14 protein-coding genes and 1 pseudogene are annotated in these 13,790 nt (G+C 50.0%); 5 read left to right on the top strand and 10 right to left on the bottom strand.

The window, feature by feature from the left end; all coding sequences use genetic code 11:
• Nucleotides 1-748 precede the first annotated feature (748 nt).
• From FHW04_RS19430 to FHW04_RS19420, 3 genes are all read right to left on the bottom strand, one after another.
• Nucleotides 749-1,495, bottom strand: coding sequence for a hypothetical protein (locus FHW04_RS19430; RefSeq protein ID WP_089562138.1), 747 nt, complete (start codon nucleotides 1,493-1,495; stop codon nucleotides 749-751).
• Nucleotides 1,495-2,676, bottom strand: a complete 1,182-nt coding sequence (locus tag FHW04_RS19425) for an AAA family ATPase (protein WP_089562139.1) — start codon at nucleotides 2,674-2,676, stop codon at nucleotides 1,495-1,497. The genes FHW04_RS19430 and FHW04_RS19425 overlap by 1 nt, the downstream gene beginning before the upstream one ends.
• Before the next feature lie 198 nt (nucleotides 2,677-2,874).
• Nucleotides 2,875-3,546 carry a hypothetical protein gene (locus tag FHW04_RS19420; protein WP_143811587.1) on the bottom strand — a complete coding sequence of 224 codons (672 nt, stop codon included), beginning with the start codon at nucleotides 3,544-3,546 and terminating at the stop codon, nucleotides 2,875-2,877.
• 304 nt (nucleotides 3,547-3,850) lie between these two features.
• Between FHW04_RS19420 and FHW04_RS19415 the strand changes: the two are divergent.
• Nucleotides 3,851-4,033 (top strand): annotated as a pseudogene (locus FHW04_RS19415) (CsbD family protein).
• A gap of 149 nt (nucleotides 4,034-4,182) precedes the next feature.
• Here FHW04_RS19415 and FHW04_RS19410 read toward each other — a convergent pair.
• The gene (locus tag FHW04_RS19410; RefSeq protein ID WP_089562142.1) at nucleotides 4,183-4,473 is read right to left on the bottom strand and encodes a hydroxyisourate hydrolase; all 291 of its coding nucleotides are present in this window, start codon (nucleotides 4,471-4,473) and stop codon (nucleotides 4,183-4,185) included.
• Nucleotides 4,474-5,077: 604 nt separating this feature from the next.
• Here FHW04_RS19410 and FHW04_RS19405 point away from each other — a divergent pair.
• Genes FHW04_RS19405 through FHW04_RS19395 form a run of 3 tightly spaced genes read left to right on the top strand, consistent with a single transcriptional unit; the run spans nucleotide 5,078 to nucleotide 7,530 of the window.
• Complete coding sequence (locus FHW04_RS19405; RefSeq protein WP_089562143.1) at nucleotides 5,078-5,971, top strand: type IV toxin-antitoxin system AbiEi family antitoxin domain-containing protein; 894 nt, start codon at nucleotides 5,078-5,080, stop codon at nucleotides 5,969-5,971.
• Nucleotides 5,907-6,872, top strand: a complete 966-nt coding sequence (locus tag FHW04_RS19400) for a nucleotidyl transferase AbiEii/AbiGii toxin family protein (protein WP_227021962.1) — start codon at nucleotides 5,907-5,909, stop codon at nucleotides 6,870-6,872. The genes FHW04_RS19405 and FHW04_RS19400 overlap by 65 nt, the downstream gene beginning before the upstream one ends.
• Nucleotides 6,859-7,530, top strand: coding sequence for a PP2C family protein-serine/threonine phosphatase (locus FHW04_RS19395; protein WP_128088308.1), 672 nt, complete (start codon nucleotides 6,859-6,861; stop codon nucleotides 7,528-7,530). Before FHW04_RS19400 ends, FHW04_RS19395 begins: the two co-directional genes overlap by 14 nt.
• 324 nt (nucleotides 7,531-7,854) lie before the next feature.
• On the opposite strand, the gene FHW04_RS19390 is transcribed toward FHW04_RS19395, so the two are convergent.
• From FHW04_RS19390 to FHW04_RS19380, 3 genes are all read right to left on the bottom strand, one after another.
• A complete protein-coding gene (locus FHW04_RS19390) occupies nucleotides 7,855-8,463 on the bottom strand; it encodes an AAA family ATPase (protein WP_227021963.1) in 609 nt (202 codons plus the stop codon).
• Nucleotides 8,464-8,829: 366 nt separating this feature from the next.
• Nucleotides 8,830-9,108, bottom strand: a complete 279-nt coding sequence (locus FHW04_RS19385) for a hypothetical protein (RefSeq protein WP_227021964.1) — start codon at nucleotides 9,106-9,108, stop codon at nucleotides 8,830-8,832.
• Between the two features lie 613 nt (nucleotides 9,109-9,721).
• Nucleotides 9,722-10,588, bottom strand: a complete 867-nt coding sequence (locus FHW04_RS19380; protein WP_089562146.1) for a RepB family plasmid replication initiator protein — start codon at nucleotides 10,586-10,588, stop codon at nucleotides 9,722-9,724.
• A gap of 461 nt (nucleotides 10,589-11,049) precedes the next feature.
• Here FHW04_RS19380 and FHW04_RS19375 point away from each other — a divergent pair.
• Nucleotides 11,050-12,170, top strand: a protein-coding gene (locus FHW04_RS19375) for an IS3 family transposase (RefSeq protein ID WP_089562147.1) whose coding sequence is annotated in 2 segments (ribosomal slippage) — nucleotides 11,050-11,308 and nucleotides 11,308-12,170 — 1,122 coding nt in all. Because the reading frame shifts where the segments join, the coding sequence is not laid out codon by codon here.
• 175 nt (nucleotides 12,171-12,345) lie between these two features.
• Here FHW04_RS19375 and FHW04_RS19370 read toward each other — a convergent pair.
• The 3 genes from FHW04_RS19370 to vapB are packed head-to-tail and all read right to left on the bottom strand — an operon-like array spanning nucleotide 12,346 to nucleotide 13,764.
• Nucleotides 12,346-13,089, bottom strand: coding sequence for a hypothetical protein (locus tag FHW04_RS19370; protein WP_089562148.1), 744 nt, complete (start codon nucleotides 13,087-13,089; stop codon nucleotides 12,346-12,348).
• 34 nt (nucleotides 13,090-13,123) lie between these two features.
• Entirely contained in the window at nucleotides 13,124-13,537 is a 414-nt protein-coding gene (locus FHW04_RS19365) for a type II toxin-antitoxin system VapC family toxin (protein ID WP_089562149.1), read from the bottom strand.
• Complete coding sequence (gene vapB / locus FHW04_RS19360; protein WP_089562150.1) at nucleotides 13,534-13,764, bottom strand: type II toxin-antitoxin system VapB family antitoxin; 231 nt, start codon at nucleotides 13,762-13,764, stop codon at nucleotides 13,534-13,536. The genes FHW04_RS19365 and vapB overlap by 4 nt, the downstream gene beginning before the upstream one ends.
• Between the last annotated feature and the right edge of the window lie 26 nt (nucleotides 13,765-13,790).

The raw sequence follows: 13,790 nt of genomic DNA, 5'->3' as shown, positions 1-13,790 counted from the left end.
CTATATGGCAAGGAGGCAGATTCTTTCTCTGTCGGAAAGAGAATCATTACTGGCATTACCGGACGATGAGTTAACGCTGACCCGAATGGCCTATTATCATACCTATTACGGTTGTAATTTAACATAACTAGCATTAAGCGCATTAAAGATATAATGGTATTCCGTCCGCAGTTCTGCGGTTAGGCAGTATTCCTGCCACTTATTATACGGCATGGGTAGCTCCGTCACATCTTTCAGCGCGTCATAGTAAAGCTGGCCATTACCGCTGACGACTACAATAAGCGCGCCAGCGCGCACTTTCCAGCGCCCTAGCACCAGCTGAAGATGCCTAGTCAAGCTCGCAGTGTCATGCGCAGAATCTAGCTCAGCGAAGATGCCGTTAATTTTTGGTATAGGTGTTGTCGATAGGGACGGTAGCAGTGTTTTTTTAAGAGGTTAAATATAAAGGCGTACATAAAGTTGTGTTGTTATTTGAACATTCACATTATATAGTTAAAGACTTTATTACAGTTTTAAATTACAATAATTATTTATTCCTTAATGAGCCTCGCGCTTATTTTCAACAGATTAATGATGAATTCCATTTCTTTCTTAACTATTTTAAAGATACTTGCGTTTGCCATCGATATTATGTGACGCTTTGCACCTTCTCTCATCGACCGGCCCCCGGATGTACTCACAGGCATGACCATGTCTATATGACGGTCTGACTAGACACACAGCCTAAAGTACCTAGCCAGTATCCTAATCATCTATGGGCTGGGAGCCGCAGATCTTGCGAGTCGATGTGAAGCCCTTGCATGTAGTCTGTCCACAAATCATGACGCTGCATATTAGTCCTTAATCGATCATAATCCTCTGAATCGTGCAGCATGGTCGCTGAAACAGCAGAAAATTGGGCAGTTTTCTGGCACTCCCCTAATATAGCTTCAACCATATTCTGAAGGATATTTTTGCGTCTGGTAGTAGGTGAAAGAAGGTACCATTCAAGCTTCTCAAGAGCATCTTCGAGGCTACTTTCAATAACTTCTCCAGCCTTACAGCGTGGAATAAACTTATGTTCTCTGTGATTAAAATTCAGCGTAGTTATTGTCATCTCACCTAAAGGTGTTTGCCCTTTTATACGATATCCTCTCATATAGAGGTTTACAGAAGGTACATCATGGCACGGATTTATAATGGGATCTAAAACAACGTCATGACTTTGTTTAGAGCCATTGCAGTGACGGCATGACGGCAAAATATTTTCCCATTGAATCACATCATCTGGGTAAGAGTTTTTATCCTTAAAATGCTCAACTTCATTATAGGTACTTGCCTCTTCAAGTATAACTTCACAGAAAGCACATTTACCGTTCCCAAGAGCAAGACAGGCTTCTTTAACTTCAGGGTGGTGCCATACAGGCGTACCATCCTTTTTGAATTTATTAGTTAACTCAGAAATGTTTTCTCGACTAAAAAATTCAGGGATAAAATTTCTTTCGAGTTTTATCATTATTCTTCTCTGCTCTTGATGGACATAAGGCTTATTTTCAGAGATTTTCGAAGTACGCTATTTTGATGTAAGGCAGCATCAAGATAATCATAGATTTTTTTTGCTTCACCGAAATTTTCTGCATCCACAAACCTGTCAAAATCATCAAGCTGCAGCTGTAATTTTCTGCTAAGAGTGCTTTCCATACCCATGATATCCAGCAGAACTTCTTCAACTGTCCAAGCTGAGTACCCAAAACCATTATCAGGTAACTTTCTCAGGCAAACTTCACCGTTACCAGCGGAAACTAACGCCATGATTTGATGTGATTTTGCGTTCTGTACGACATGAGGGCTATGAGTGGTAACGATAAACTGAGCTGACGGGAACGTTGTAGTCAGAGCATCAGTTATTCTGGCCTGCCACTCAGGATGGAGATGTAGTTCCAGCTCATCAATAAGCACAACGCCATCAAAGTCAGGAGCATATATTTCCTCATGCGGAAATCTAAGCTCAATTTCTTTTATGATGCCTAATAAAAGACTCATACATGACTTAAAGCCAGATGAAAGATATTCATACCATATTTCTCCCGAAGGAGTATTCACATAGATATCATAGCTTCTGGGATCGACACGACTAAAGGAAAAATTTTTGTCAAGTATTGAAATGCATCTTTTTGCAAGCTCAAGGTTTCTTAATATATTAGGTGAATATCCAGGCTCAACCTTTTCAAATAAAATTCTTTTCGCAAACCATTCCTTTATATTGTACAGGTTAACGCCAGTGTTTAGCTGTTGAGAAACCTCACCATCATCAATACTCCTGTCGGCACTGATTGAACCAAGGCCTTGATAATCAAAGTTTCTGTTTGTCTCAAATTTTATTAATTTTCTCCTTTTGAATCCTACAGAGGGATGATGGTTTTCATGCTCCTGCGGCAAATAACTTCTTACCTCTGAGCAATGATTATACATCTGACCTCCATCTTCTAATTCTAATTCAATAAAACCACGTTCCGCACCGATATTTTTTTTCACCTTTACCGATGTTCCCCAGATAAAGGGAAAAGACGCTGCAAGAAGAATCGTGGACTTCCCTATTCCATTGGGGCCACAAATTATATTCATATCAGGCTTGAATTCTAAATCGAGGTTTTTTATTCCTCCGATTCCTTTGATAGACAGTCTGGTAAGTTTCATATCAATCCATTATTTTGCGTTTCAGTGCTCATCAGGTGAACGGCTTTTCAGCGAAATTATACTTGAATATGTTGTCTGTAAGTACAACCCTAGTGATGCGTCAGCGCATACTTCTTACAAACAGCGCAGGTATCCGTTCTTACTAATCTTTCCCATACCAGGAGTGCAGCGCAGACTCCCGGCCTCAGGCGGGCCCTGTCACTCTCTACATTCAAGGGCTATCAGCTGACTGTTCAGGCTCTCGCCGTATTTTTCCAGCGAGTTGATTTTTTCCCGGTGCGAGCGGGCTCGGGATTCGGCCAGCGAGGCCTGCTCGCAGACGTTTGAGAAAGTATTCTCGTCTTCTTTTTCACATGCAGCCCTTTCATAACCGGCCCTGCCGCTGATTTCGGAAAGCAGCCGGTGCGCCTCTGCAATCTGTTTACTGTTTTCGTCCTGAGCAACGCTGAGCTCCTGAAGTCGGGACTCTTTCCGCCTGGCTGCCTGCTGGCGCTCCCCGCTGCTGAGGGCGTTTAGCGTGTTTTTCAGGTCCACATTTTCCTTAAGGATCTTATCGTACCGCGCATTAAGCTCTGCCATGCCCTCCCGGTATCCGGCGGATAGTTCGCTGGCCTTTTTACTAATAAACTCGTCCCGGCCGGCCTGCGCTGCATCGTACCTGCTCTGCGCCGATCTGAGATCTTCCGTCAGCCGCTGGTTCTGCCAGGTCAAGCCCTCATTACGCCCTTTCAGCTCCCCTAGAGTGGTGGCGTTCAGCACCATCCACGTGACACCGACCGATAGGAAAATCAGTGTGCTACTGCTGATAAACCAGGCTGCTACGGGATGATTCCTGATTTTTTCGGGGATCCATCCGGGATGGCTGAGCATGGGGAAGAACACCTTAATTACCTGAAAGAAAAGTAATATAACAGACATAAAGCGCGCAGAGCACGCTTCCTCCGCGCGCTGCGACGGGTATAGCAGGATGAAGCCGGTTGCTGGAAAGCCCTGCAGCCGTAACGGCAGTACTTCCGTATGACCACCCTGCCGTTTCGGTCGGCCTCACTTCAGTAAAAATCCTTAAGTGGGACATTTTTCAGGAAAATTTAGCCGAATGGGCCATACTGTTTAGCATAAAGTTCTGTGTACAGGCGGCACAGCGGCAGACCATCAGTTAACCAACTATGCCGGCATGAACGAAGATCGCATCAGCGGAAACTGGAAACAGTTCAAAAGTAAAGTAAAGGAACAGTGGGACAAGCTCACCGATGACGACATGGACGTAGCGGAAGGGAAGCGCGACCAACTGGTTGGCCGTATCTAGGAAAGCTACGGTTACGGCAAGGAACAGGTGGAAAAAGAGCTTAAAGACTGAGAAGACTCTACTCAGTACAAATGGTAGATAATGGCTGTCCCGGATAAAAACCGGCGATGCGCCTTTTTTTTATGGAAGAGATCCACTGCGCAGGGCAGGTCGCGATTCTCTCCTCTCCGGCCACACGTTACGACTCCCGGTAAGGCGTCCTATCTCTGATTAGACTCTGTGTGACTGACAGCGGTCTGCGCCCAGTTGCTGCGATAACTTGAGTACCCGTACTGACAGAGCTGCAGCGGGATGTGATAGTGTTGATCGGTACTGGCCAGATTGAAAACCACCGGGATTTGCGGGAAAAAGGCCGGCTGAGCGTGTTTTTTGTAATAGCCGCCGTTTTTGAAAATCACGCGGTATACGCATGGCTGTACCTTCTCATCCTCAGGATTGAGCGCGGCAATCCTGCCCTGCCAGTCAGTGGTTCCCACAGCCAGCCGAGCCATTCTTCCTCCTGTTTTTGTCCAGTTACGCCTAAATACCGGCGATCGGCACACCGATCTGCAGATTCAGCACGTGCACACTCAGCGGATTTTTCATCTCCGCAACAAAGCCGGTCGCTTTGAAAATACCCAGCGCGCCGCCTAGTTAATAATGCTGCCATTTCATCTTATCTTCCCTCTGGTCTACGGACCCGGGATGGATAAGCGTGACCGGATGAAAACGTACACATTCGGCTGAAAGATATGAAATTTTACAAAGTAGCTTAGTCGTTCAACAGCTGCTATCCGCCCTCTTCTTCCCTGCGCTCGGATGACCGGTACAGGGCAGAGGAACATACCGATGTCATTTGCAGCAGAGTTTATATGAAAACAGCAGGGTCACAGGGCAGAAGTCAGCGTAGGATATCAAAAAAATGAAAACATCTATCACTATGGGTATCAAAATGTCCTAAGGACATTTTGATACCCATAGCGTTATATTGTCAAGAAAAATAACAGAATGCACGATAAATCAGAGGGATCGTCCTTACTGACACGCAATAAAAATTTGACACGCGACATCATGCAGCGTATAAGTCCTTAGGACTTATACGCTGCATGGTGTTACATGACTAAAACGATTTCACTGCGTGAATCCGTACGGCTGACGCTGCTCAACCGGCATCCCAAACCGGTCATCGCCCTTCATGAGTTCAACGAACATCTTTATCAGCTTTACCAAGATAAAACCTACGATGGCGTGCCTGTCGGAAAAATACAGACCGCCGAGCCCGATGGTCGTATCCTCAGTGAGACGCTGAGTGAGATGATCCACCAGGGAATCCTGTTGCCCGCAATCGATGGCTACGTCTGGCAGATAAGCAACCGGGATATCTCCACCGCGCAGCAGCAGGTGTGCGATCTCACACCTTACTCGCACCTGTCCTGTCTGTCGGCCATGGAATGGCATGGCCTGACTGACAGGATCCCTCACGTACTCCACGTAACTCAGGCTAAGCTCTCTGCCGCCAGGAAGCTGCACGAGAACTATTTGCGGACGCGATTTCCGACGCTGAAAACCGTCCTCCCTCTGCTGCCGAGGAGATTTGTCCCTCACGAGAAGATCGACGGAAAAATGCTCGTTCAGCATGCAACAACCCGATACAAGCCGCGCCCTGAGCTCCACGGATCCGGCGGTGTCCGGGTGACCACGCTGGGGGAAACGTTCCTAGATATGCTCAGAAATCCCGACCTCTGCGGCGGCTATTCTCACGTAGAGGATATTTTTCGTGAAAGAGCTGCTGAACATCTGCCGGTGATAGTCAAAACCGTCGATAAGGAAGGTACAGGGATCGATAAGGCCCGTACCGGCTACATGCTGGAAGAAGTCTGCGGCCTGTCACACCGCACCATTGAAAAGTGGAAGGATACCGTACAGCGCGGCGGGAGCCGCAAGCTTGTCTCCTCTAACCCTTACAAAAACGTGTTCTCCGAAGTATGGTGTATCTCCATTAATAACTGATCGCGGGAAGACCATGGAATACGGCATTGAGGAGTGGATCGCGGAGGCGCCGGCAGACCGGGTAACCTTCCGTCAGGCGGTGCACATTGTCCTGCAGGCGATTGCAGAGAGTGAGTACCTGCAGCCACGGATGATCATGAAGGGCGGGATCCTGCTGGGGCTGCGATACAAAAGCTCACGGTTCACGGAGGACATCGATTTTTCAACCAGCATGCGTCTGGCCGATATCGATAAGGACACTCTGCGGGATGAGCTGAACGAAGCACTGCAGGTTGCGTCGGCAGAACTTCCCTACCAGGTCAGCTGCGCGGTGCAGAGCCTCAATATACAGCCGCGCGATGCGGAAAACGCCACCTTTCCGGCCTTCCTTCTTAAAATTGGCTATGCCCGGAACGGAAACGACGGTGAAATGCGTCGCCTGCGCGTCGGGCAGTCTCCGCACACCGTGCAGATTGACTACAGCCTGAATGAATACAGCCTGTCAGTTGACCATATTACGCTTACCGACGATAACGATCTGCTGGCCTATAGCTTTACGGACTTGGTGGCCGAGAAAATCCGCTCCGTCATGCAGCAGGTGGTCAGAAACCGTTCGCGCCGGCAGGATATTTACGACCTCAACCTGCTGCTAGCCGCCGTTGACATTGATGACCAGGATCGCCTGAGCATCCTGAACAGCCTGCTGGAAAAGTCCGCAGGGCGTCTGGAGCCGGGGTTTGTAAACCCGGAGACGCTCGACCGGACAGATATCCGTGAGCGATCTCTGCAGGATTACGGGCTGCTGGAAAGTGAGGTGGCAGGTGCGCTGCCCGATTTCGATGGAGCTTATGATACGATTAAAGCGTTTTACCGTACGCTGCCCTGGGACCTGGTGACAGGATGGCAGCGTGCTGACGGCTGAATTTCATCTCTCATTGCAGGGTAGCCGAATGGAACAGCTGGATCGGTTTCTGTCGGTGGAAACAGGCCGGTGTACGCTGTTCATGATGGCTGATGGTTTTTCGCAATGCGACGCCTGTCCGCACTACGTAGACTGGCTCACTGAACGACTGAACCGGCTGGCAGCATCAGGGATGAACGTCAGCCTGACCTGCAGAGAGATCAGCAACATTCTGCAGGTCCGGGACTGTTTTCCGGGTAAGGCCAGCGTGGCTTTTGTGGTCGCAGACGATCGGGAGTACCGCCATACCACGCTGGGCGACACGCGGATTTACTGGCTGAACAGGAACGACAGAACCCGCGATCATTCGCTTGCCGAACGCTGCGTGGAACTGGGCCACTGCCCTCCTGACGCCCTGTCACGTCACCCCCTGCGCAACCGGCTTACGGCATGGGCTGGTTCAGGGAATCTTCACGCGCTGAAGTGGCATAACCGGACTCCGTTACCCGCTGAGCATCTGCTCATCTGTACGGACGGATTCTGGAGTCAGGTAAGCGATGATGACATTAAGGGTGCCGCCTCGGGTTCGACGCTCAGTGAGCTTTGCTGCAGGCTGAATGAGCGGACCAGAGGCTGTTTCCCGGATAACCTGACCGTCACACTGCTTAAGCCTACCTGAGGCAGACCCGGATGAAATTTGAGCCTGCCTGTGGGTACCTGTTGTCTTCCTTCAGGAACGTTTACGATCTTTTTGAAGATGATGGTTATAGTTCTCAATGATCCTGATATCCAGCTCCATTTCATCAGTGGTCGGAGAAGGATTACCTGCTGCTGTCGCACTGTCATGCCCCGTAAAATAGGTGCTGCATTTGCTCATGGCTTCCTCTACCAGGTCATAATCATCCTGTGTAATGTCAGTCAGCCGGCTTAACCGTCGCGTTGCAACTCCACGCTCAAACCGGGTGACCACGGAGTTCAGCAGTTTTTCTTCTAATAGGCGTTCTCAGGTTTCACGCAGCTCTCCGTAAAACAAACCAGCCGCGCGCAGAAAGTCCTGCTGCAGGAACGTTTCTTCACGCTCATGCTTTCTGAGTTGCACCAGGTCTGCCCTGAGTTTTCTGATACGTTTTCCCGTGGTGAGTGCATCCCAGGGGGGAGAGGTACGGACAAAACCTGCCGTGCTGCGTGAACGATCCAGACTCAATTCGGCATGTGGCACCCCTCTCAGTTCTGCTTCTTCAATCAGCCATTTGTAAAAGACAAGGTCATGGGTAAACACAATGACCTGACGATATGCCGACTCGTTTACCAGCCTGCGGGCGATAACCGCACGCCACTGGTGGCTGAGTGAATTCACAGGATCGTCGAAAATCACTGCTGACCGTCGGCCATCAGCGCGCATTTCCGCAAAGAATGATGCCAGGGCAATACAGCGCTGTTCCCCTTCGCTGGCCACTTTTGATACGACGGGCTCGCCTGACTGTTCGAGAGCAAGCTTAAACTGCTGGTGACCGCTGCGGTTGCGGGTATCAACTTTCACCGTGAAGCGGTTAAATCCCAGAGCGCTGAGTTCAGCCTCAAACGCCTTAATGAAAGGATCCACAACGTCCATCTGATTTATCTGCGCTGACAGCGTCCGCCAGATTGGTCAGCAGATGGAGGCCGGCAGGATTTAAGCTCAGCGTGTCTTCTTTATTGACATAGTGTGCCGCAGAGGAGGTATCAAACACACGGATGGATTTCAGCACTGCTTCGCTTGCATCGCCAGGCTTCCAGAGAAATTCTGACGGAACGCTATTGCTGAGAACGGTCAGAGTCGCCTCTGGGGCGGGGTTTTCCGTGCGGAATACGTTCCCTCTGACGGGCGGGCATTCGCCGCGCGTCAGGCAGGCATTTTCAGGATGCCGGTATAGCTGGATTTTCCACTACCGTTGTCACCATAAATGATGACCAGCCCCTGATGAGTGAACATCAGATGTTACCCCTCAGCCAGCGCGTTAACCCCTTTTACGGCAGAAATGGAGGTCAGGGAAACTTCATGCAGTTCTTGACGATAACCCGTAATATCCAGAGCCTCAGCCCATGTATCAAACATATCAGTATGGGCTAAAAGCTCATGTTCCATACGGGCAACGTCCGCAATCTGGTTCAGTTCTTCATCAGTGAAACGACCATTACTCAGTGCCAGCCTGATGGCATGGCGCCACCAGACAGGCTTACTGCTGACCCAGCCGACTATCTTTTCTACCGGTGTCATATTCACTCCTTTGATTGTTTGCGGCCAGAGATCCGTTCAGTCGGCAGGAGCTCCGCTTCATCTGATTCATTTCATTATTATTGTGCAGAACCCTCAGGGGGTTGAATGCGCGGTGTCAAAGCAGTATTCGTTCTGCGCGTCAACACACTGAAATATTTCTGAAAGGTAAAACGAAACGGCCTTGGATGGCAATCGGTGTCGTTTGGCGATAGTAGCTTCCGGGTGAACATGCGCTTATCACGCGGGCCCATACAAGTACACATGCACACTACAGTGAATAAATGTGTGCTGACGGGATAACTCAGTACTGCCTGATTTATGATGAGGAGGGATTCTGACTTCTCATCTCTGTTGTCTGGAAAGCAGAGTTGGATTATGTGTGTCAGCGGGATAGCGGTCACAGAGGATGTGTGCTGGCGGGATCATTCCGTCCGAAAATGTGTACTGCCGGGAAAAACTAGCGTCAAATCCCTCCAGCACCCACTTTTATTACACACAGTAAGCTAAGATGCATGCGCATTCCCGCCAGCGCACACGTCATCATTAGCATAGCCCGCCTCCGGCAGTATACATGTTCATCCATTCCCTCTCAGGATCCCTCCAGCGCACACTTCTACATGCCTGCTGGCCTGAGTTTTGGGTTACGCTTATGAATTATAAGATAATTTTCACGCTCCTTCCGGACCAATGAAAATTCCAGATACCCTATTTTCTGCAACTGCTCCAGCGCCTTTTTGATAGTGCGGTTTTGTTCGCTCACGGTACTTGAGAGTGAAAGACGTTCACGCAGGCGCGCGAAAGCCACTGGTATAGGATTAGCAGGAAGACTCTCAATAAAGGTGTATATAGCCTGCGCCGCCTCTTTCTTTGGAAGCGCCTTAATAGCATGCTGCTGCAGGAGCACACGGTAATCCAGCTGAAAAAGTTCCCAAAGCTTTTCATCAGCTTCCAGCTGAACAACGTCTTTATCAGCGTCAAAATAGCCGGTTTTAAGCAGTCCCGTCTGGTAGCTCCCGCGTACGTCTTTTCCACGCTTAAAAGAGATGGACTTATTACGCAGCTTGCCCAGCGATTCGTGGATTGCACTGCGCAGACGACTGTCTATTCGCTTGGCCGAAAAGCCGCAACCTTTTGCAAAATCAGTAAATTTCAGCTCAATTTTATTGGAATTTAGGCCATATTTACTGAATGCATAGATGACGCCAATCCAGACCTTGAAGTCGCAGTCCATATCCAGACGCGGTCCCGCAATATTGATATTGTCGTAACCTTCCGCCTTGGCTATTTCCAGATGGGAAAACAGCTCGGAAGCATCAACAATATTATTCTCCCCCTGCGATTTGGTGGGCTTAGGAACAAAAACGCCAAGGCGCATTAGGGCTACGGGCTGCACAGTGTTATTGGAATTAACTGTGAGCTGTTTTTCCCTGCTGATCATATCACTGAACAGCGCATCACCTATAAATGTACTTTCTTTCATATGGTTAAGTCAGTTCCCTGAGTGTCAATGCAAGCTGTGTGCAGAAACAGGATGTATCCCGCCAGCACACACAATACATCCCGGCACAACACATTTCCATCCCACTGTCACACATATTCATCCCGTTAGCACACACAATCATCCCGACATGACACATCGGGATCTGAACTCAGACCAGAGATGACGGGCTTTACAGCAGGCCGGGATCTATTAGGAACTATAGGGATCTAAATGGAACTATAGTTGGATCGTGCCTGTGGATTTGTGGATAACACCCGGTGCGTTTTAAGTTAAGCTCCCGTAAGCTGACATCCGTACACGTCATACTAAACACTCTTTATCAGGCCTGACTGACTGCATTGGTTATCAATGTGATATGGCAAAGATGATTGACCTGCTCCCCGTTGATTAGTACACACCAATGTTAGTAATGTCTTCATAAGCCACATGAGGACATCCCCATGAAGAAGCGTTTTTCCGACGAACAGATCATCAGTATCCTCCGCGAGGCTGAAGCCGGGGTTTCTGCCCAAGAACTCTGCCGTAAGCATGCTATTTCAGACGCTACTTTCTGCACCTGGCGCAAGAAGTCTGGCGGCATGGAAGTCCCTGAAGTAAAGCGGCTTAAGTCACCTGAAGAGGAGAACGCCCGCCTTAAGAAGCTGCTCGCCGAAGCCATGCTGGATAAGGAGGCGCTTCAGGTGGCTCTGGGTCGAAAGTTCTGACGACAGACCCGAAGCGGGAAGCCGTGGAAGTCATGTGTGAGGTCGCCGGTCTGTCGCAACGTCGTGTCTGCAGGCTGGCAGGTCTGTCTCTTTCAACCTGCCGTTATTCAGCTCAGCGTCCGGCTGCTGACGCGCAGCTGCCTCTGCGCATCACTGAGCTGGCGCTTGAACGCCGTCGCTTTGGTTATCGCCGGATCTGGCAGTTATTGCGTCGTGAGGGCCTTCACGTCAACCACAAGCGGGTATACCGCATTTATCACCTTAACGGCCTGAGTGTGAAGCGCAGACGACGTCGTAAGGGTCTGGCGACTGAGCGGCTTCCGCTGCTTCGCCCGGATGCGCCCAATCTGACCTGGTCAATGGATTTCGTCATGGATGCACTGGCCACCGGTCGCAGGAGCAAGTGCCTTACCTGCGTCGATGACTTCACAAAGGAATGCCTGACTGTCACTGTTGCCTTTGGGATTTCAGGCGTGCAGGTCACGCGTATTCTGGACAGTATTGCGCTGTTTCACGGCTATCCGGCTACGATAAGAACTGACCAGGGGCCGGAATTTACCTGTAGAGCACTTGACCAGTGGGCCTTTGAGCATTGCGTGGAGCTGCAGCTTATTCAGCCCGGTAAACCGACACAGAACGGATTTATTGAGAGTTTTAACGGACGCTTTCGCGATGAATGCCTGAATGAACACTGGTTTAGCGACATCAGCCATGCCAGGAAAACCATCAGTGAATGGCGTCAGGATTATAACGAATGTCGCCCACACTCCACGCTGAATTATCAGACGCCGTCTGAATTTGCGGCGGGCTGGAGAAAGGGTAATTCTGAGAGTGAAGGATCCGACATTACTAACTGAGCCTTGTATCTAATACTGGGGGCAGGTCAACTTCTTTCTTCACTCTTCACTGTATGCTGCACACAGGCTTCACTCTCCTTAACCGGGATCCGGAAAAAGGAAATGTCGGAAATCTGATTGGGCTGGTAATGAGTAACGACTAAAAATAAGGCACCTGTGGAAAGGTGCCTGAGGATCACTGGCCGATATAGGTCAGGGCGGTGTTTACAGCAACGGTTAATGCAGGCAGCGCGCCTGCGACGGTGACAACATTCGCCACGTCGCTCAGTAGATCGGAAATTTTCTCACCGAACCTGCTGTTTGTCCCCTTACTGATTTCTTTGCGGTACTCCGGATTCAGAACGGCCAGGCCAAGGGTTGACTGCACGGCATCCATTACCGGCTCAACGCCGGAAATACCGTATGTTTCCAGTGCCTCCTGGATTTGTGAAAGCTGTTTAAGCAGCAGGGTCTTCATCGTGGCAGGCAGATCAGCCTCCCGGATATCGTTACGCAGTTCGGTTAACCTCTCCAGCAGAGCTTCAATTTCTTCTGACTGCATAGCCGCGTGCGCCCCACGGGTTTCAAAAAGGTCTGACAGCATGCTGAGTTCTGAGAATGTGCGGTCATCAATATGCTGCATGAACGACTGCCAGGTACTGTTGAGAGTCTGCGAAACAAATGCCTTATCAACGCATGTTTTCCAGTGCGTGGATTTTCCCCTGAGAGCGGAGAAATGATCCTCTCTGACCTGCACTATTCGCCCTGGCAATTCCATGACCCGGGCCAGGCGGGAAAGAAGATGCTGCTCATTATTTTTCTGAGCCTGCAGGAGAAAGACCCATACCGAGCGACAGTTTTGGTCCCGATTTTGTGTTTTTCCTGCTTCAAGAATATCCAGTAATCGCTGAGCCGGATTGTCAATTTTCAATTCATTCATTCTTTTAATATCCTGCAATTCATACCCGGCTTTATTATACCCAGTCTTCCAGAGCCAGGTCCGGAACACGCGCAAATTCCCGCGTATTGTTCGTCACCAGCACGGCGCCAGCCGAGATGGCGTGCCCGGCAATCGCCGTGTCGTTCGGACCGATCGGCGTGCCGGCGAGGCGCAGCGCGACTCGGATGTCCGTGGTGGCATCCACCGCGGCGCGGTCCCAGGGCAGGACGGCACCGAGCCGGGCGCAGAATTCATCGACCAGATGAACGTGACGCGGTGAAGCCTTCGGGCCAGTGGCACCGAAGCGCATTTCAGAGTAGGTGATGGCCGAGACCACGATACGGTGGCCGCGCAGCACCGCCTGCTCCAGACGCTTCAGTACGGCTTCCGGCTGCTCGCGCATGATGAACGAGCAGATACAGGTGTCGAGCATATACATTTTGTTCACAGGGCAAATCGTCCTTCGTCGCTGACAACGTCCTCACGCTCCGTCATAAAATCCGGATCGGCATTTTCCAGCTGCGCGAACGAGCTCCAGGTCGGCCTGACGGGGCGCAGGATGATGCTGTCTCCTTCCCGGACGATCTCCAGCTCGCTCACCCCCTCAAAATCCAGATCGCGGGGAAGACGGATGGCGCGGTTGTTGCCGTTTTTAAAAATAGAAACTGTGCGCATGGTTTTTCCTCATATGCTGAGTGTGC

This window comes from Pantoea sp. AN62 (genome assembly GCF_050432985.1).
GTDB lineage: Bacteria > Pseudomonadota > Gammaproteobacteria > Enterobacterales > Enterobacteriaceae > Pantoea > Pantoea brenneri.
Note: the sequence above shows the minus strand (reverse complement) of the source record. Positions and strands in the feature narration are given on the sequence as shown.